This window comes from Haloarchaeobius lipolyticus, from assembly GCF_051208015.1.
Lineage (GTDB): Archaea > Halobacteriota > Halobacteria > Halobacteriales > Natrialbaceae > Haloarchaeobius.
In genome coordinates this window covers 154,167-172,323 of sequence record NZ_JBPKGF010000004.1, presented here as the reverse complement: position 1 = coordinate 172,323, position 18,157 = coordinate 154,167, and the positions used below count along the sequence as shown (strand labels likewise).

Below are 18,157 nucleotides of genomic sequence, written 5' to 3'. Positions count from 1 at the left end.
TTCTAGAGAACACTAACCAATGGGCGAACGCGGCGACGTCGACGAGCAGAAGCGCGCCACCCTCCGGCGGTTCGCTGCCATCGGTGCCGCGAGTCCCTTCGCTCGGCTCTCGGACGACGAAGAGAGCGGCGAGAGCGACGTCCGAGACGCCATCTCTGGCTACCTGGGTGCGACGCCCGGTGCTCACTTCTCGAAGCTCCGCGACGACCTAAAGCTCGGGACAGGAGAGACCCAGCACCATCTCCGCCGGCTGGCCGACGTGGGTGCGGTAGACGTCTACCGCGACGGCGACTACAAACGGCTCTATCCCGCCGAACAGTTCACCGACTTCGAGAAGCGGGCCCTCGGTTATCTCCGGCGAGATACGCCACGCGGGATGCTTATCGAGCTGCTCCGCAATCCGGACGCGACGGGTTCCGACCTCGCGGACTCGCTCGGCGTGTCTCGCCCGACCGTCAGCAAGTACGCAACCGAACTGGACAGTGCAGGCCTGCTCTCTCGAGAGGACGGCTATACGGTCGAACGACCAGAGACGGTGCTACTGCTGATCGTTCGATACGCCGATTCCTTCGACGAGAACGCGGCTCGCCTCGCGAGAGAGGCGGATTCGCTCGTTCGCTTCGACCGGTAGTGAGTCGTCCCGAGAGACGACTCCTCACGCGGTCAGTACCGGGATTTCCTCGTCGCCGTTCTCGGACGACTCGCCGTCCTCGTCCCCGTCTTGCCACGAGAGCGTGCCGAGGAGGTCCATTCCCTGGCGAAGCCCGCGTAGATAGTCAGTCGCCGTGATGTGTTCGTCGTCTTCGGTCGAGCAGGGAAGGACTGCGGAGAGGACGTCGTCCTCGTACACCGCGAGACAGACGATGGGCGTGTGGATCTTCTCGGTGGTCTCCCCGGTGAACTGGTTGTGTTCCGTACGCCGCGTGAACGCCTGGTCGATGTCGACGCCCTCGCCGGCCGCCCAGTCGCGGAACTCTTCGTACCGACGTGACACCCGCGTCGACCGGTCTGCACGGACGGTTCCGGGCCAGTCGTGGACGTCCAGTCCGTCCACGAGACCTGCGTTGTTCAGCTCGCGAGCGGTCGAGAGGACCGTCTCCTGCGGTCTGGAAACTGGCGCGTACGCCCGCAGATGGACGTCGAGTTCGATGGATGATTGCGTGCTCATTCCCCCACCAATCCTTAACCATTGTTCATTATTAATCTTCGGTTGCACCGGCAAATGCTGCCGGGCAGCGTGGCGGCGACGAAGAAACGGGTGGGAGACAGCCAGCAGGAAACCGTTGTGGAACGTTCAGACCGACACTTTCCAGGTCGTCGAGGAGGAGTAGCCCCACTTCTCGACGGTCACGTCGAAGTCCCCGTTCTGTATCGCCGTCATGTTCGTGCCGACCTCCTTCGCGGTCATCCCGAGCTCCTCTCCGATGAGTCTGGACTTGAAGTACGTCTTCATCTGGCCCTTCTCGCGGAGGTAGTTGAGGATGCGTCGCTGTTTGTCGGACAGGTCGAGGGTGGCGGCCGAACTGGTACTCATACACCTCCCTTTGTGAGCCGTTCACTTAGGGAGATTGGTACAGGGAGTTAATCCGCCGCCGTCTTGCGATTGTATGAGGACTAAATCCCCGATTCGACCGTCCCGATTCGCCCGTTGGTACGGGTGGTTAACGGGACCGTCGCAACAGAGCTGAACCTTCAGAAGGTACTTACGACCAGCTATCCCACCTCGACACAATGAGTACGGAGTCGGTCGAGGTCAGTGTCGTCCTCCCCGCCTACAACGAGGAGAAGACGATACGACACACCGTCGAAACGACACTATCGACGCTCGAAACGTTCCTCCCCGCCACTGCGTTCGAGGTCATCGTCGCCGAGGACGGCTGCGACGACCGAACCCCCGACATCGCCGACGAGATGGCCGCTGCCGACGCGCGCGTCCGACACTTCCACTCGGACGAACGGCTCGGCCGCGGCGGAGCCCTCGAACACGCCTTCCGCGCGAGCAACGGAGACACACTGGTCTACTTCGACACGGACCTGGCGACGGACATGCGTCACCTGGAAGAGCTCGTCGAGAGCATCCGGACCGAAGGCTACCACGTCGCCACCGGGTCACGCTGGATGGCCGGCCGCGAGGCAGACCGCCCCGCGAAACGCGGTATCCCGAGCCAGGGCTTCAACTTCCTCACTCGCCTGTTCCTCCGGTCGAACCTCCGCGACCACCAGTGCGGGTTCAAAGCGTTCGAGCGGGACGCCCTGCTGGACCTCCTGCCCGAGGTGCAGGACGACCACTGGTTCTGGGACACCGAACTCCTCGTGAAGGCCCAGCGGAAGGGCTACCGCGTCAAGGAGTTCGCCGTCGACTGGGAGCCGAAGGGCGACACGAAGGTCGACCTCGTCCGCGACATCTTCGGGATGGGCAGCCAGATCTTCCGCACCTGGTGGGAGCTGTCGATTCAGCCCCGGACGTCCCGCCGGGCGGGCATCGCGGCCGGGACCCTCCTCACGTTCGCCGCCGTCTTCCTGATGGCGTTCGTCTATCTCGACCCACGGACCGTTCTCGGACACATGGCCGGCGCGGACATGGGGCTCGTCGCGGCCTCAGCCGCCGTCTACCTCGTCTCGTGGCCGCTTCGCGGTCTCCGCTACCGTGACATCCTCGCCGAGATCGGCTACGACGGCGATGTCGGCTTCCTGACCGGGGCGATATTCATCAGCCAGACTGGCAACCTCGTCGTTCCGGCTCGACTCGGTGACGGCGTCCGCGCGTACGTGATGAAGGCCCGCCGGAACGTCCCATACTCCTCCGGCGTCGCCTCGCTCGCCGTCGAGCGCGTCTTCGACCTGCTGACCATCACCGCCCTCGCCGGCAGCGTCCTGCTCGGCCTCGTCGCCACGGGCAACGCGAACGACATCGCGGCGGCCATCGCCGGCGACGCCGTCCCGGCGCAGTACCAGTCGGCCGCCCGGTACGCCTCGACGGTCGCTGTCGGCGTCGGTGGTGCGGCCATCCTGTCGGTGCTCGCTATCGTCGTCTCGGCCCGGTCGGACGCGAACCGGATCCGTCCGTTCGTCGAACGACTGAGCGACGACTCCTACGCGGGTATGGTCGCCGACGTGCTCGAGCGATTCGTCGGTGACGTCCAGACCGTCGCCGGGAACATGCGTTCGTTCGTCTCCGTGGGCGGCAGTAGCCTGCTCATCTGGACGTTCGACGTGCTGACCGCGCTCGTCGTCATGTTCGCGCTCGGCATCGGAACGAGCATGTCCGCCGTGACGCTGGTCGCCATCGCCTTCTTCGCCGTCAGCGTCGGGAACCTCGCGAAGGTCCTGCCGCTCTCGCCGGGCGGAATCGGCCTGTACGAGGGCGCGTTCACCGCGCTCGTCGTCGGGCTCGCTCCCACCGTCGGGGTCGAACTGGCAGTCGCGGCCGCGGTCGTCGACCACGCCGTCAAGAACGTGGTGACGGTCCTGGGCGGCCTCGCCTCGATGCTGCTGCTCAACGTCTCGCTGACAGAGGCGGTCGAGGAGAGTGCGGAGGCCCGGGAAGCGGGCGATGCGATAGCCCAGGAGTAAGCGGTCTCTACCTCACTTCCTGTAGTGCGGCGTGACGAACGGTCCCAGGGCGCCAGCGACGGCGCTCTCGAGTGCGACCTGTCTGTCGACGCTGCCACCGGTGAAGATGCCGATGGCACCCTCGCTCCGTGCGACGTCATCCCGGTCGAACTCGTCGTTCATCACCGGTCCCAGCTCCTCGCCGTCGCGAATGCGGGCGGCGACGTGGTCGGGTAACCGGATGCTTGGTCCTGCCGCACGCTCCTCGCGGGAGCCGCCGTAGACCACGGCCCACATGACGAGGTAGAGGTCGGCCGGACCACGGCCGGAGGCCGGCTGGACCAGTTCGGCGACGCCACCTTCGATGCCGATACCGAGGTCGAAGGTACCTGCCTCGTAGGCACGTCTCGCGCGGTTCGTCGCTCCCTGAACCGTCTCTTCGGTACCTCGGGGCTGTTCGGGGACACCCGATTCGACGGCCACCGCCTCGATGGTCGCGCCGGGAAGTGATTCGAGTGCCTGCTCGGCGGCCGCTAGCTTCACGGGGTTCTGACTGCCGACGCCGACTCGCATAGCTGGTGGTCTGTTCCCGGGGATGATGTGCTTTTGCCTGTCGAGGCGCGATGTGCCGTGCCAGCGGGGCGCAGACGAGAATATATTAATATTTCGAATCTATATCGAAAATCGAGGTATTACCCTACAATCCGCGGCATGTCCAGATAAATTCCAAAACTCTTAATTAGTACTGCTCCATCTCCTGTCTACAGCACCAGCGCTTCCGGGTTCTTCCAGGAAGTACCTCCCGGTAGCCCCCGCCTTCGCACCCATGCCGAACGCACGAACCAGAACACGAGTCAGCAGTACCGAAGACGAGAAAGAAGAGAGCAGCCTCGAGTGTCCCGAATGCAGCGGGAAGGTCGTCAGTGAGGGCAACGAGACCGTCTGCGTCGACTGTGGTCTCGTCGTCGACACGGACAACGTGGACCGCGGCCCCGAGTGGCGCGCCTTCGACGCGCAGGAGAAGAACGAGAAGTCCCGCGTCGGTGCGCCGACGACGAACACGATGCACGACAAGGGTCTCTCGACCAACATCGACTGGCGGAACAAAGACGCCTACGGCAACTCCCTGGGCTCCCGCCAGCGCGAGAAGATGCAGCGCCTTCGCAAGTGGAACGAGCGCTTCCGCACCCGCGACTCCAAGGAGCGCAACCTGAAGCAGGCACTCGGCGAGATCGACCGCATGGCCAGCGGTCTCGGCCTCCCGAAGAACGTCCGCGAGACGGCCTCCGTCATCTACCGCCGCGCTCTGAACGAGGACCTCCTCCCCGGCCGCTCCATCGAGGGCGTCGCGACCTCCGCCGTCTACGCCGCCGCCCGCCAGGCTGGCGTCCCGCGCAGTCTCGACGAGATCGCCGACGTCTCCCGCGTCGAGAAGAACGAGATCGCTCGCACGTACCGCTACGTCGTTCGCGAACTCGGCCTCGAGGTACGCCCGGCGGACCCCGAGAGCTACGTGCCGCGCTTCGCGAGCGGCCTCGACCTCTCCGATGAAGCCGAGCACCGCGCCCGTGCCCTGCTCCAGAACGCGAAGGAGAAGGGCGTTCACTCCGGCAAGTCGCCGGTCGGTCTCGCCGCCGCCGCCGTCTACGCCGCCTCGCTCCTCACGAACGAGAAGACCACGCAGGCCGCCGTCAGCGACGTCGCCGACATCTCCGAGGTCACCATCCGCAACCGGTACCACGAGCTGCTGGAGGCCGAGGACAACCTCGGACTCGTCTGAGCCGAACACAGCCCGGCTGCACCGGTCACAGTTGCACCGTCGCGTACGTTTTTGATAGATCACCCAGTAGAGCAGGTATGCACTTCGACTCCTTCGTGCTGTGTGCAAGCACTGCGGACCTGCGCGAGGAGCCAGCGGCTCGCGAGCACGCCGACGCCATCGAGTTCCGTATGGACCTCGCGGACGACCCGCTCGCGGCACTCGACGAGTACGACGGCGAGTTGCCCATCCTCGCGACGAACCGCGCCGTCTGGGAGGGCGGGGACGCCAACGACGACGGCCGCCTCGACGCGCTCGCCGCCGCGGCCGAATACGACGCGGTCGCGGCGGTCGACGTAGAGCTCGACGCACTCGACCAGGGCGGTGCAGCGGTCGTCGAGCACGCCCGCGAGAACGGCGCGACTGTGGTCGTCTCAGCGCACGATTTCGACGGTACACCGGACACCGAGGCCATCGTCGAGACGCTCGATGCCGCCAGCGACGCCGGTGACGTCGCGAAACTGGCCGTGACGGCGACCGACCCCGCCGACGTGCTCTCGCTGCTCGCCGTCACCCACGAGTTCACCGAAGCAGGTGAGCGGGTCGCGACGATGGCGATGGGCGAGGTCGGCACCTTCTCCCGCGTCGTTGCCCCACTGTACGGCTCGCGGCTCGGCTACGCACCGGTCGACCCTGAGGCCGCGACCGCACCGGGACAGCTCGACCTGGCAACGATGGCGGAGACGATGGCGACGCTCTCGACGCGGTAGTCGGTCTCGGCGCAGTAGCTGGTCTCGACCCGATAGCCGGTCTCGGCCACGTACCGGAAACCCGAACGCTATTGAACCAGGGTCGACAAGCCCGGACATGGTTCGAGTGCGCGTGGTCGTGGCCGTCGTCCTCTCGTTCATCTTCCCCGGCCTCGGCCACGTCTACCTGCGGCGCTGGGTCCGCTCGCTGCTGTTCATCGGATTCACCGTCACGCTCGCCGCCTTCGCACTCCCGCAAGAGACCGTCGCCACCATCGATTCCGTCGGTCAGGTCGTCGCGATGGCGTCCAACCAGGTCTCGATGGGCGAGAGTTTCGCGATGACGTTGATGCAGGTCTCCGCGATGACCGACGCCTACCTCCTCGCGACGTCGGCCGCCCGGACCGAAGACGGCGGCCCGCGCTGTCCGAACTGTGGGAAGGAGCTCGACGGGGACATCGGCTTCTGCCCGTGGTGCGCCCACGAGCTGAACGAACTGCGGCGGTGAAACGCGCGGAAGAAGGGGGCGACGACGGTCGACGGCGACTTACTTCTCGATTATCGACTCTTCGATGGCCTCGCCGAAGTGGCGGGCCGTGTCCTCGTAGTAGAGCAGGAGCTCGTCTCCCGGTTCGAGCTCGGTGACTGCCTTACGGCCTTCGCTGGTGTGGACCTTGATGGTCTCCGCGTTCTGGAGCAGCGTCTCCACGCGGTCCTCGCCCGACTCCGTCTCGACGGCGAGTTCGATGCGGAACATCGGGCGGGTCTCTATCTTCGCCCGACCGACGATGACCTCGCGGGTGTTCCCCTGCGTGTCGACGACCTGCACCTCGTCGCCCGACTTCAGCTCCGAGAGGTACTTCGTTCCGCCGTCGGGGGTCCTGACGTAGGCGTGGACCGCCCCCGCGTTCACCCGGAACGGGCGGGACGCGACGTAGGGAGATTCAGCCGTCTCCGCGTGAACGAAGACGAGCCCGCGGCCCATCGACCCGACGAGCATCCCCTCGTCGTGGTCGAGCAGCGAGCCCGTGTCGATGCAGACGCGGTCGGCGCTGCCGGTCTGTTCGATGCCGGTGACCTCGCCCCAGACGAGGTCGAGTTTCTCGCGGTCGGCCGCGTCGCGGGCCGCCACGGTGTCGCGAATCTCGCCGGGGTCGTCGCTGTCGAGGAGGACGGCGTCGGCGCCCATCTCCAGCGTCTCGAAGGCGGTCCGGGCGTCCGCTGCCGTCTCCACGCCCGCGACGAGCGAGGTCTCATCGCCGATGCGGGCGATGAGGTTCTCGAGCGGGATGATCTTCCAGTCCTCGCCGACGACGATGGTGTAGTCAGCTTCCTGGGCGACGGCCTCCGCGAATCCCTCGTACTGCTTGCCGGCGATGCGGACGTAGCCCGCCTGGGCGTTGCCGCGGCGGATGGTCGTCAGGTCGGCGGAGCCCGAGAGGTCCGTCGGGAAGTCGATGCTCCCGTCGCCCTCGCCGCCCTTGCCGACGACGTAGGCGTCGGGCTCGGCGCCGCTCCCGTCGCTCTCGAGTTCGTCTGCCTCTTCGTCGTCGCTCTCGGCGTCCGAGATGATGTCGACGTCGCCCCGGGACCGGAACGCAGCGACGTTGACCGCGCCGAGTTCGCGTACCTTCGAGACGTCCGCTTCGTCGACCAGTACCCAGTCGACACCCGCTTCGAGTCCCGCCGTGATTCGGCGTTTCCGTGCCTCCCAGTCGCCGACCGCGTCGTCGGCTTTCAGCCAGACTTCGCGTTCTGTGTTCATACGACACGATGCGCGTGGGCGTGGCTTGAACGTGGCGGAAGTGGCGGATATGCGAACGACGGGGGGAGGTAGATTCAGTCGAGGAGCGTGCCGGCGAGGCTGGCGACGGTCGCGCCGACGGCGCCGGTGAGGCCGAGGAAGAAGCCGGTCGAGAGGACCTCCACCGTATCGAGAGCCGGAATTCCGGTCTCGAGATCGCGTACTTCGAGAGCTGTGGGAATCTGGCTGTGTGCCACGGAACTCGCGAGTACGACGAAGCCGATACAGCCGAGGAGGGCGCCGACGGCGATGGCGGGAATCCCCTTCCGTCGAGTGTCGTCGAGGGCGACCCCGGCGACGAACGAGACCGCGGCCGTCGCGGCGAGTGCGACGTACGGCATGAACACGAAGACGAGATTCAGAAGGTACTCGTGAGTCATCGGGGAGCCGAAGGCGGTTCGGTCGTTACCCTGGAACATCGTCGTGGGTCCGTGCTGGCCGAGTAGCGTTGGCAGTACGCCGAGTGCGAGTCCCGTCGCTGCGATGGCGATAGCGACCGCAGAGACGTTCCGGACCAGCGTCTGGTCCGTCACCACGTCACCGATGTCGTCGAGGGTGATGACGTCGTCGTTCGACCGATTCGACGGTCCGGGGCGCGTCATGAGCAGGTGAACAGAGACAGATAATAAATAAATTTCGACACATTTGAGCCACGACACGCATTTGTCTCACCCCCGACTACCCACGTCCGATGGCTTCCCCCGCGACCGTCCTCTTCGACCTCGACCTGACGCTCTGCGTCTCCGAGCAGGACCGCGACGCCCTTCTCTCACAGACCTTCGACGAGGTCGGCATCGAGCAGTTCTGCGACCCGGCCGACCTCGGCGCCGTCGTCCCGACGCTCCCCACCGCCCAGACCGAACTGGAGTTCTACGAGAACGTCTTCACCGCCGCCGCACAGCAGCTGGACGCCGGCGAGGTCCCTGCGCGGGCGCTCGCACACGCCCACGCCGACCTCGTCGACCACTCCGCGGTCAGGTTCCGCGAGGGTGCAGAGGAGGCGCTCGCGGCGGCACGCGAACACGCCGACAGGGTCGGCCTCGTCACCAACGGCGGGAAGGAGAGCCAGACCACGAAGATGGAGTCGCTCGGCATTGCCGACGCCTTCGACGCCGCGGTCTTCGTCGACCCGCGGAACGGCATCGACCCGAAGCCCGCCGCCGCGCCGTTCGAGCGGGCACTCGACGCGCTCGACGCCGACCCGTCGGAGACGGTCCACGTCGGCGATTCGCTCCACTCAGACGTGGCCGGCGCGAACGCGATGGGCATCGACTCGGTCTGGGTCCCCTACGACGAGGCGAGCGAACTGGGCGACCACGAGCCGACCTACCGGCTGGACTCGGTCGGGGAGCTGGCGACGGTGCTCTAGCTCTCGGTCTGTCCGGTCGTCGTCTCCGTCGCGGGCGGGTCGACGAACCCGTCCATCCTCTCCCACTCCGTTCCGTTAACGACGTAGGTCGCCCGTGAGAAGCCGTCGCCGACGCTGAATGGCTCGCCGTCGCGGTACTCGTAGGTCGAGACGCCACAGAAGACACCGACTCGGTAGCGGTCGTCCGTCTCCTCGGCCCACCGGACGCGACAGCTGACCTCGACCCGGTCTGCGTCGAGGTTCTCGTTGTTGACGAATGCCTCCTCGTGGGCAACGACGAACTGGCGAACACTTGCGTTCGAGAGGTCGGTCGGTGCTTCCGGAATCGGCCGACTCGTCGGGTCCGGCTGTGTGGCTGTCGGTTCACCGGGACTCGGCGTCTCCGTGCCGACGCCGACGGACCCAGCACAGCCGGCGAGCACGAGCGTGCACGCGAGGACGAGTGAGAGGAGGGACTTGCTTGCCATACAGCGATTCGGTTCCGAACGCTCTTGAAACCGACAGAAAGATGAAACGGCTCTTGTAGTCGTCCCCGGCGACGTGCCGCTTCACCACTCGTCGCCGAGCCGCCGCTTTGCCGCATCGAAGCCCTGCTCGGTACGCCACGTCTCCCCGGAGGCGACGTGCTCGACCTCGTAGGGCTGGCTGCAGACGCCACAGCGGTAGCCCGAACTCGGCTGTTTCACCGGCTTCGACGCCCGGTGTCGGGTCGCCCGCCAGTCGCACTCGTCGTTCTCGCAGACGAGGACGTACCGCGGTTCGGAGAACGGTTCGCAGTGTCTGGGCGCGTCGAGTTCCGCCGCCTTCTCGCGGAACCGGGGCCCGTGTCCCGACTCGCCGTACTGCTGGAACTCCCAGACGTGGACGAGTTCGTGGCGGATGGTGTCGGTGAACTCGCGCCAGCCGTAGGCGCGGTATGCCTGCCAGGTGAGGACGACAGTGCAGGTCTCGTCGCCGGGGTGGTACCGGCAGGCCCCGGCCCGCCGCCGGGCACGTTTCGAGACGGCCCACGAGACGGCGTCGAGGTCGACGTCGATGTCGACCGTGCTCGCGTAGCTCCGCGCCCACGAGCAGAGGTCGTCCGGTGTCTGTGGGTCGGGCGTCCCGGTCGTCACGGTTCGATGGGTGCAGGGCCGGTGGGTAAAGCTTGCGGCGCGTTCCGAGGCTGCAGCGAAGTTGTCGGCTCCGGCACAAAACTCATACCGCCGTCGGTGGTCTCTCTGATATGCCCTCCCTTACCGACAGGTTCTCGACCGTGCCGCTGCCGACGTTCGCGCAGGTCGAGACCGCACTCGCACTGCTGTTCGTGGTCGTGTTCGTCGGCATCCTCGCTACGAGCGGGAGCATCGTCGGGGCGAGCTTCGAGGGGAATCAGCTCCTGTTCTGGCTGTTCCTCCCCGTCTTCGCACTTCCAGTGGTGGTGGTCGTCCACGCCGCCGTGGACGTGGTCCGGGCTATCGGTGGCGACGAGACCCCCGCGAGAACGGTCCTCGGACACCTCGCGCGCGTCGTACCCGCCGGCGTCTTCTTTCTCGGTATCTGGCTCGTGACGCAGGTCGACGGCGACGCCGAGTTCGACCCGCTGGCACTCCTCGCCCTGCTCACCGTGTTCGTCGGGACCGTCTCGCTGGTCGGGATGGTTCTCGTGCAGGCAGGCCTGCGGCTGGTCGGCTCGGGGCAGGCGAGAACCGAACAGCAGTAACAGAACCGGATTCAGGCTTCCATCACGAACCCACCAGCCTCGAGTGCCGCGTCCACGCTCGCGTCGTCGTGGACGATAGCGGCGACGGCGCGGGCGATCGACTCGGGCTCTTCGTGCTGGAAGATGGACCGACCCATCGAGACGCCGGCGGCACCGCCGTCCATCGCGCCGCGGACCATCTCCAGCGTCTGGCGGTCGGTCCCACGAGAGCCACCGGCGATGACGACCGGGAGCCGGGTCGACTCGGTGACGTGGCGGAACGAACGGCCGTCACCGGAGTAGCCGGTCTTGACGATGTCTGCACCGACCTCCTCGGCCAGCCGGACCGCGTGGCCCAGGGCTTCGGGGTCCTCGCTGTCGACGTCTGGCCCGCGGGCGTAGGCCATCGCGAGCACGGGCAGGCCGTAATCCGCAGCCTCGCTCGTGAGTTCGGCGAGCTCCACCATCTGGTCGGGTTCGTGATTCGAGCCGACGTTGATGTGGAACGAGACGGCGTCGGCGCCGACGCGGAGTGCGTCCTTGACCGTTCCGGTGAGCCGTTTGTCGTTCGTGTCGGGGCCGATGGTCGTCGAGGCGTTCAGGTGGACGATGTAGCCTTTCCCGTTCTTGTGCTCGTGGACGCGTGGAGCGATTCCCTTCTGTGTGAGCACCGCATCGGCGCCGCCGCGTGTCACCGCGTCGATGGTCGATTCGATGTCCTTCAGTCCCTGTACTGCGCCGAGTGTGATACCGTGGTCCATCGGCACGATGACGTACTTGCCGTCACGGCCGATGCGGTCGAGTCGAGCCTGGATTCCTGTGTCTGTGTTCATGTATGTGAATGATTAGCAAACAATGGTTTATCTCCCTTCTGGTTCGGGTACACGTTGCGAGATGCCGTCGAGTGCGCCTCGTTTGAGTTCGCGTGCCTTCGCTTCGAGGCGTTCGGGCACGTCGTCGCCGGCAGCGTCGCCGAATTCGGCGACGATGTCGACGAGCGCGCTGCCGACGATGATGCCGTCTGCGCCGCCCGCGACGATCTCACGTGCATGGTCTCCGGACGAGATTCCGAACCCCACCGCTTTGGGGATTTCGTACTGACTGATGCGACTGAGTGATTCGGACGTTTCGTAGCTCACGTCGTCTCTCGCACCCGTCGTGCCGAGTCTGGCCTGCACGTAGACGTAACCCGAGGTCTGTTCCATCATGCGTTCGAGTCGCTCGCCCTTCGTGGTCGGGGCGACGATGAAGACGAGGTCGAGCCCGAACTCGTCGCAGGCTTCGCGGAGCGGACCGGACTCCTCGGCTGGTAGGTCCGGCACGACGAAGCCGGAGATTCCGACCTCGGCGGCGCGCTCGACGAAGGGACGGGGGCCCTCTGCCTGTCCGTACTGGTAGATGAGGTTGTAGTACGTCATGCAGACGAGCGGGACGTCCACGTCGAGCGAGTCGACGAAGTTGAAGTAGACGTCCGGCGTGACGCCTGCTTCGAGCGCCCGGACGACCGACGCCTGGATGGTCGGACCCTCCGCGATGGGTTCGGAGAACGGCAGCCCGAGTTCGACCACGTCGGCACCGCCGCGGACGAGGGCTTCGACGTACTCCTTGGTCCGTTCGACGCTCGGGTCACCCACGCAGAGGTAGGGGACGAACGCCGGTTCCGAGAAGGCGTCGGCGAGGTCGCTCATCGGTTCACCTCCTCGTCTCGCGGGGCCTGCCCGCTCGACTTCTCCGTGGGCCCCTGGCCCACGCGACGAAAGACGTCCATATCCGGTGCATCCGGCAGGTTCCGCTTCTCCGTCTCTTCGATGACCGACTCGAGGTCCTTGTCGCCGCGGCCGGAGACGTTTATGATGGTCACGTCGCCCAGCTGGTCGTGGTTCTCGCGGGCGAAGGCGACCGCGTGAGCCGACTCGAGCGCGGGGATGATGCCCTCGTGCTGGCTGAGGTAGTGGAACGCAGAGAGGGCCGCGTCGTCGTCGACCGTGACCGGCGTGACGCGCCCGATATCGACCAGGTGTGCCAGCTCCGGTCCGACGCCGGCGTAGTCGAGGCCGGAGGAGATGCTGTGGCTTTCGACGACGTTCCCGTTCCGGTCCTGGAGCAGGCGCGTGCGGGCGCCGTGAAGGACGCCTTCGGTCCCGGTCGACAGCGACGCGGAATTCGGGGCGACACCGGTCTCCTCGTCGACTTCGAGCGAGGAGCCACCCGCCTCGACGGCGAACAGGTCGACCTCCCCGTCGTCGACGAAGCCGGCGAACGCGCCCATCGTGTTCGACCCGCCGCCCGCGCAGGCGACGACCGAATCCGGAAGCGAACCGATCTGCGACTGGGCCTGTTCGCGTGCCTCGGCGCTGATGACCGACTGGAAGTCACGGACCATCGACGGGAACGGATGCGGCCCGACGACGCTCCCGATGACGTAGTGGGTGTCCTCGACGTTGGTCGCCCAGTCGCGCATCGTCTCGTTGATGGCCTCCTTGAGCGTCCCGCGGCCGGCAGAGACGGGATTCACCTCGGCGCCGTTGAGTCGCATCCGGAAGACGTTGGGGCGCTGTCGGGTGATGTCGCGCGTACCCATGTAGACTTCACATGGCATGTCGAGGTGGGCCGCAGCCATCGCCGTCGCGGTGCCGTGCTGGCCCGCACCGGTCTCGGCGACGATTCGCTCTTTCCCCATGTACTTCGCGAGCAGTACCTGACCGAGCGCGTTGTTGAGCTTGTGTGCGCCGCCGTGGAGCAGGTCCTCGCGCTTGAGGTAGACCTCCGTATCCCACTCCTCGCTCAGTCGGTCGGCTCGCTGGAGCGGCGTCGGCCGGCCGCCGAAGTCGCGGAGTCGGCGGTGGAACTCGTCCATGAACCCGTCCTCGTTGTTCAGGACGTACCGCTCGTAGGCGTCCTGTAGCTCCAGTACGGCGGGCATCAGCGCCTCGGGGACGTACTGGCCACCGTAGCGCCCGAAGGTGCCCGGTCTATCCGTCGACTCGTCGGTCGTACCGCGTCGGTCGTCCGTGCTCATGCGTTGACCAGCCTCTCTGTGTTCTCTCGAACCGCCCCGTCCATAATCGCACTGCCGACGAGCAGTCCATCCGCCCCGGCGTCACGCATCCGACGGGCGTCGGCCGGCGTCGAGATGCCCGACTCGGCGACGAGCGTCACGTCGTCGGGGGCGTGCGGCGCGACCGCTTCGAACGTTCCCAGGTCGACCGTGAGCGAGGTGAGGTCGCGGTTGTTGACGCCGATGAGCGTCGCGCCCGCCTCGACCGCCCGTTCCAGTTCGTCGACGGTGTGCACCTCGACGAGCGGTTCGAACCCGCGTTCGCGGGCCGCCGCGACCATCCCCTCGAGGTCGTCGAGGAACCGAACGATGAGCAAGACGGCGTCGGCTTCGACGGCGTCCAGATGCGCCTCTTCGAGCAGGAAATCCTTGCGCAGAACCGGGACGTCGACCGCCTCCCTGACCCGTTCGAGTGTCTCCACGGACCCGCCGAAGTGCTCCGGCTCGGTCAGGACGGAGATCGCCGCCGCCCCGCCCGCGACCATCTCGCGGGCGAGGTCGACGGGGTCGTCCTCTCTCATCCCATCCGTGGTCGGGCTCGTCGGCTTCACCTCGGCGATGACGGGTGTGCGTCCGTCCGCATCGGCCGCCGCGAGCCCGTCGACGAGCGAGCGCGGCTCGACCGAGATGCGCCCGGTCGGTGTCCCTCGTCGCTTCGCAGCGTCGAGGATGGACCGAACCGCAGGCGCGATATCGTCAGTAGCGTTCATCAATGTACATTGATGTGCTAAAGTGTTCATAAGCCTTGCGCACCCGGACGTCTCCGCCCCCAGCATCAGCGAGGAACCTTCAAGTCGGTCCTGCGTGACCCACACGTATGGAAGACGCGGGAATCTACGCGAGGCACTATCCCTTCCTCGAGCGGTACGTCCAGCTCGGCATCGCCAGCGGCCGGGTCATCTCGGTCTCGTTTCCCCAGCACCCGGACGACGACGCGAGCGAGGACCACGAGCTCCTCGACCGGATCCAGACGTACCTCGACGGCGTCCAGGAGGTCGACTTCTCCGACGTCCAGGTCGGACTCACCGTCCCGACGGACCAACGAGCGGTCCTCGAGACGCTCCGTGAGCGGGTCCCCTACGGGGAGCAGGTCGACGTCAAACAGCTCGCCCGGATGACTCCCGGACTCGACCCCCAGGACGAAGACGACCTTATCCTCGTTCGAACCGCCCTCGACGCGAATCCGACGCCCCTGTTCATCCCGGACCACCGGGTCCGCGACGGGCCGAGTGCGGCACCGCCGGAGGTCGAACAGCGCCTCCGCTCCGTCGAAGAGCTCTGAAACGGGCAGTTCTCACGCGAGCCACTCGACGCCGAGCCCCTCGTGGATGACGAACTCCAGCGCGTTGACGAGGTAGTGTGCGACGACGACGGCGAGCAGGCTCCCGGTGTGGATGAACACCGCTGCGAGGACGAACCCGACGGCTCCGGTGACCACGATACCCGCCGGCCCCTGCATCCCGTGGCCGACAGCGAACGCGAGCGACGACGCGACCGCGAGGAGCCACGGAGAGATACCGTAGCCGGCGGAGAGCGCCCCGACCAGCGCCGCCCTGAACAGGAACTCCTCGAAGACGGCGACGGTCGGTAACACGCCGAGCATCAGCACGGCCCACCCGCGCGCCGAACTCGGCGCGAGCTGTGACCGGAGGTCGTCGTCGTCCCCGGAGAGACCCAGCCGCTCCGACAGCGACGACCCGAGCCGGTTCGCGACGTAGAGCACGACACCGAGGACGCCACCGACTGCCAGCGGAATCGTTCCGAGACCGGCCGGACCGACCCCGAGCGCAGCCCGCGGAACGCCGCTGAGAACGGCGGCACCGACGAGTATCCCCAGGAACAGTCCCTGTGTCAGTGCGACGTTGACGAGCAGCATCGCGGGCGAGTAGCCCTGTGGCTCGGCTCGTCGATGGCTGTCGGGCGCGAACACGCGCTCTCCGGGGAGCGGGGGTTCGACGCGCGACGCTACCGTCGTCTGGTACGCGAGAAACAGAAGAAGCCCACAGACTATGACCGTCACGGACGCGAACGCGTCCCAGTTGGCCATCTACTGCGGACTCGGCGAGCCGCTACCGCGGCCGACGTTGTGTTCGAGGGCCGAGCCCGTGATGGACTTCAGCCGGTCGACGAGCGAGTCCTTCTCCGGTTCGCCGGCGAGGGCGACCTCGAGGACCTCGCTGATGTGGCTGACCGGGATGATCTCTATCTGGTCTTTGTACTCGTCTTCGATCATGACGTCCTGCTCGTTCGCCTTCGGGATGATGACCTTGTCGAGGCCAGCCTTCGCGGCCGCCTCTATCTTGTGGGTCACACCACCGACGGGGAGCACGTCACCGCGGACCGAGAGCGAGCCGGTCATGGCGAGACGCTGCTCGACCGGGACGTTCTCCAGGGCGGAGATGACGGCCGTCGCGACCGTGATGGACGCGGAGTCGCCGTCGACGCCCTGCTGACCCGCCTGGACGAACTGGATGTGGATGTCCTTCTTCGAGATGTCCTCGTCGGAGAACTTCTTGATGATGGCGGAGACGTTCTGGACCGCTTCCTGGGCGATGTCCTGCAGCTTACCCGTGGCGATGACCTCGCCCGGGCCCTGTGCGGGTACGACCTCGGCCATGACGGGGAGAACGATACCGGAGTCCTCGCCCATGACGGCGAGCCCGTTGACGCGACCGACCACGTCGCCGGACGAGACGGTCAGCTCGTAGTCCTTGCGGCGTTCGATGTAGTCGTCGGCAAGCTGCTGTTCGATGGAGCGCGAGCGGCGCTTGGCGCGTAGCACGTCCTCGCGCGTGGTGAACTCCTTGTCCTCGGCCCGGGCGATGTCGCCCGAGACGCGGACGAGGCCACCGAGGTTACGCAGTTCGAGCGTCAGGTGGCCCTTCCGGCCGGCACGGCGACGGGCCTCGAGGATGATCTCCTCGATGGCGTCTCGCGTGAACTGCGGAAGACGGCCGTCCTTCTCGACCTCCTGTGCGACGAAGCGTGCGTACTTCCGACGCATCTCGGGAGTGTCCTCGATGGTGTCGTCCATGTACACCTCGTACCCGTAGCCCTTGATACGCGAGCGGAGCGCGGGGTGCATGTTCTCCATCGCGTCGAGGTTCCCTGCGGCGACCATGATGAAGTCACACGGGACGGGCTCGGTCTGGACCATCGCACCCGAGGAGCGCTCGGACTGGCCCGTGATGGAGAACGCGCCCTCCTGAATCGCGGTCATCAGCTTCTGCTGGGACCGGATGTCGAGGGTGTTGATCTCGTCGATGAACAGCACGCCCTTGTTCGCCTTGTGGATGGCGCCGGGCTCGACGCGGTCGTGGCTCGGCGTCTCCATGCCACCGGACTGGAACGGGTCGTGGCGGACGTCGCCCAGCAGTGCACCGGCGTGGGCGCCCGTTGCGTCCTCGAACGGCGCCGTCTGCTGGTCGGAGTTGTTCACCACGAGGTTCGGAATCATCGCGTCGGTGGAGCGTCCCGAGTAGCGGAACGCGAGGTAGACGACACCGGCCGCGAGGATTCCCAGCAGGAGGGCCTGCGTGACGACGGCGTAGACGAGGACGACCGCCATGATGATGAGCATCAGGAACGAGCGCATCTGGTTGCGCTTCCGTGCTTCGTCCTTGTACGCCTCGATGATCTGGTCGCCCTTCCCGGCGGGGACCGTGCGGACCTTCGGCTCGTTCCCGTCGTCGGGGTTGTGGTAGACGAGGATGTCCTGCAGGTCCTCCTTCGGGAGGAGCTGGCTCATCGCCTTCGCGAGCATCGACTTCCCGGTACCCGGGGAGCCGATCATCATCACGTGACGGCGCTGCTTGGCCGCCTTCTTGACGATGTCACGCGCCTCGTCCTGGCCGATGACCTGGTCGACGAGCCGTTCGGGGACTTCGATCTCGTCGCTGGATTCGATCATCAGACCGCCGAGGAGGTCGTCTTTTTCGGCGTCTTCGTCGATCTCTGCGCCGATGTCTACTTCGACGTCACTCCCGAGCCTGTCGAGGCCGCCGTCGTCAGCGGGGGAGTCGTCGGGCGGTGTCGGGATGACGTCGTCCTCTCGGGGGACGTTCGTCGCTCCCGAGTCGCCGGACCCAGAATCCTCGTCGGGGACGGTCCCGTCGGCCTCCTCCGGGATCCCGTCGTTGGTATCACTGTCGTTGCTCATAGAATCGGGTTGCTACCTGAATCCAA

The 18,157-nt window shown here is 66.4% G+C and carries 21 protein-coding genes; 8 read left to right on the top strand and 13 right to left on the bottom strand.

Translation table 11 applies throughout. The annotated features are described in order from the left end of the window. The first annotated feature begins 19 nt into the window (after nt 1-19). Nucleotides 20-631: a winged helix-turn-helix transcriptional regulator gene (locus ACSC1Y_RS13205; RefSeq protein WP_435335364.1), complete on the top strand. Its 612-nt coding sequence runs from the start codon at nt 20-22 to the stop codon at nt 629-631. A 24-nt stretch (nt 632-655) separates the two neighbouring features. On the opposite strand, the gene ACSC1Y_RS13200 is transcribed toward ACSC1Y_RS13205, so the two are convergent. Together ACSC1Y_RS13200 and ACSC1Y_RS13195 are read right to left on the bottom strand one after the other, a co-directional pair. Next, entirely contained in the window at nt 656-1,168 is a 513-nt protein-coding gene (locus ACSC1Y_RS13200; RefSeq protein WP_435335363.1) for an HTH domain-containing protein, read from the bottom strand. A 126-nt stretch (nt 1,169-1,294) separates the two neighbouring features. After that, nucleotides 1,295-1,534, bottom strand: a complete 240-nt coding sequence (locus ACSC1Y_RS13195; RefSeq protein ID WP_435335362.1) for a DUF7123 family protein — start codon at nt 1,532-1,534, stop codon at nt 1,295-1,297. Between the two features lie 197 nt (nt 1,535-1,731). Between ACSC1Y_RS13195 and ACSC1Y_RS13190 the strand changes: the two genes are divergently transcribed. Further along, nucleotides 1,732-3,573, top strand: a complete 1,842-nt coding sequence (locus ACSC1Y_RS13190; RefSeq protein WP_435335361.1) for a lysylphosphatidylglycerol synthase domain-containing protein — start codon at nt 1,732-1,734, stop codon at nt 3,571-3,573. A gap of 12 nt (nt 3,574-3,585) precedes the next feature. On the opposite strand, the gene yjjX is transcribed toward ACSC1Y_RS13190, so the two are convergent. Further along, on the bottom strand, nt 3,586-4,125 hold the full coding sequence (yjjX, locus tag ACSC1Y_RS13185) for an inosine/xanthosine triphosphatase (protein WP_435335360.1): 540 nt from the start codon (nt 4,123-4,125) through the stop codon (nt 3,586-3,588). Nucleotides 4,126-4,378: 253 nt separating this feature from the next. On the opposite strand from yjjX, the gene ACSC1Y_RS13180 reads away from it, so the two are divergent. The 3 genes from ACSC1Y_RS13180 to ACSC1Y_RS13170 all read left to right on the top strand — a co-directional run bounded on the left by ACSC1Y_RS13180 (nt 4,379) and on the right by ACSC1Y_RS13170 (nt 6,568). Beyond that, nucleotides 4,379-5,332: a transcription initiation factor IIB gene (locus tag ACSC1Y_RS13180; protein WP_435335358.1), complete on the top strand. Its 954-nt coding sequence runs from the start codon at nt 4,379-4,381 to the stop codon at nt 5,330-5,332. Nucleotides 5,333-5,409: 77 nt separating this feature from the next. Then, on the top strand, nt 5,410-6,081 hold the full coding sequence (locus ACSC1Y_RS13175; protein WP_435335357.1) for a type I 3-dehydroquinate dehydratase: 672 nt from the start codon (nt 5,410-5,412) through the stop codon (nt 6,079-6,081). A 97-nt stretch (nt 6,082-6,178) separates the two neighbouring features. Then, nucleotides 6,179-6,568 carry a DUF6677 family protein gene (locus ACSC1Y_RS13170; RefSeq protein WP_435335356.1) on the top strand — a complete coding sequence of 130 codons (390 nt, stop codon included), beginning with the start codon at nt 6,179-6,181 and terminating at the stop codon, nt 6,566-6,568. Between the two features lie 39 nt (nt 6,569-6,607). On the opposite strand, the gene ACSC1Y_RS13165 is transcribed toward ACSC1Y_RS13170, so the two are convergent. Further along, nucleotides 6,608-7,825, bottom strand: coding sequence for a 3-dehydroquinate synthase II (locus tag ACSC1Y_RS13165; protein ID WP_435335354.1), 1,218 nt, complete (start codon nt 7,823-7,825; stop codon nt 6,608-6,610). A 74-nt stretch (nt 7,826-7,899) separates the two neighbouring features. Next, a complete protein-coding gene (locus tag ACSC1Y_RS13160) occupies nt 7,900-8,466 on the bottom strand; it encodes a hypothetical protein (RefSeq protein ID WP_435335353.1) in 567 nt (188 codons plus the stop codon). Between the two features lie 89 nt (nt 8,467-8,555). On the opposite strand from ACSC1Y_RS13160, the gene ACSC1Y_RS13155 reads away from it, so the two are divergent. Continuing rightward, complete coding sequence (locus tag ACSC1Y_RS13155; RefSeq protein WP_435335351.1) at nt 8,556-9,233, top strand: HAD family hydrolase; 678 nt, start codon at nt 8,556-8,558, stop codon at nt 9,231-9,233. Here the strand turns inward: ACSC1Y_RS13155 and ACSC1Y_RS13150 are convergent. After that, nucleotides 9,230-9,700, bottom strand: coding sequence for a hypothetical protein (locus tag ACSC1Y_RS13150; protein WP_435335350.1), 471 nt, complete (start codon nt 9,698-9,700; stop codon nt 9,230-9,232). The genes ACSC1Y_RS13155 and ACSC1Y_RS13150 overlap by 4 nt on opposite strands. Nucleotides 9,701-9,781: 81 nt before the next feature. After that, complete coding sequence (locus ACSC1Y_RS13145; RefSeq protein ID WP_435335348.1) at nt 9,782-10,348, bottom strand: SprT family zinc-dependent metalloprotease; 567 nt, start codon at nt 10,346-10,348, stop codon at nt 9,782-9,784. Between the two features lie 110 nt (nt 10,349-10,458). Here ACSC1Y_RS13145 and ACSC1Y_RS13140 point away from each other — a divergent pair, with 110 nt between their 5' ends. Beyond that, nucleotides 10,459-10,935: a hypothetical protein gene (locus ACSC1Y_RS13140; protein ID WP_435335347.1), complete on the top strand. Its 477-nt coding sequence runs from the start codon at nt 10,459-10,461 to the stop codon at nt 10,933-10,935. A gap of 11 nt (nt 10,936-10,946) precedes the next feature. Here the strand turns inward: ACSC1Y_RS13140 and ACSC1Y_RS13135 are convergent, their stop codons facing one another. From ACSC1Y_RS13135 to trpC, 4 genes are read right to left on the bottom strand one after another with little or no spacing between them, the layout of a single operon-like run. Then, complete coding sequence (locus ACSC1Y_RS13135) at nt 10,947-11,747, bottom strand: 2-amino-3,7-dideoxy-D-threo-hept-6-ulosonate synthase (RefSeq protein WP_435335345.1); 801 nt, start codon at nt 11,745-11,747, stop codon at nt 10,947-10,949. Between the two features lie 27 nt (nt 11,748-11,774). After that, a complete protein-coding gene (gene trpA, locus ACSC1Y_RS13130) occupies nt 11,775-12,602 on the bottom strand; it encodes a tryptophan synthase subunit alpha (protein ID WP_435335344.1) in 828 nt (275 codons plus the stop codon). Then, nucleotides 12,599-13,933 carry a tryptophan synthase subunit beta gene (trpB, locus tag ACSC1Y_RS13125; RefSeq protein ID WP_435335342.1) on the bottom strand — a complete coding sequence of 445 codons (1,335 nt, stop codon included), beginning with the start codon at nt 13,931-13,933 and terminating at the stop codon, nt 12,599-12,601. The genes trpA and trpB overlap by 4 nt, the downstream gene beginning before the upstream one ends. After that, nucleotides 13,930-14,682, bottom strand: coding sequence for an indole-3-glycerol phosphate synthase (gene trpC, locus ACSC1Y_RS13120; protein ID WP_435335341.1), 753 nt, complete (start codon nt 14,680-14,682; stop codon nt 13,930-13,932). The genes trpB and trpC overlap by 4 nt, the downstream gene beginning before the upstream one ends. Nucleotides 14,683-14,789: 107 nt before the next feature. Here trpC and ACSC1Y_RS13115 point away from each other — a divergent pair, with 107 nt between their 5' ends. Continuing rightward, the gene (locus ACSC1Y_RS13115; protein WP_435335340.1) at nt 14,790-15,254 is read left to right on the top strand and encodes a methylated-DNA--[protein]-cysteine S-methyltransferase; all 465 of its coding nucleotides are present in this window, start codon (nt 14,790-14,792) and stop codon (nt 15,252-15,254) included. A 12-nt stretch (nt 15,255-15,266) separates the two neighbouring features. On the opposite strand, the gene ACSC1Y_RS13110 is transcribed toward ACSC1Y_RS13115, so the two are convergent. Both ACSC1Y_RS13110 and lonB read right to left on the bottom strand, forming a co-directional pair. Then, the gene (locus ACSC1Y_RS13110; RefSeq protein ID WP_435335338.1) at nt 15,267-16,019 is read right to left on the bottom strand and encodes a CPBP family intramembrane glutamic endopeptidase; all 753 of its coding nucleotides are present in this window, start codon (nt 16,017-16,019) and stop codon (nt 15,267-15,269) included. After that, entirely contained in the window at nt 16,020-18,131 is a 2,112-nt protein-coding gene (lonB, locus tag ACSC1Y_RS13105; RefSeq protein ID WP_435335336.1) for an ATP-dependent protease LonB, read from the bottom strand. Nucleotides 18,132-18,157: the final 26 nt, after the last annotated feature.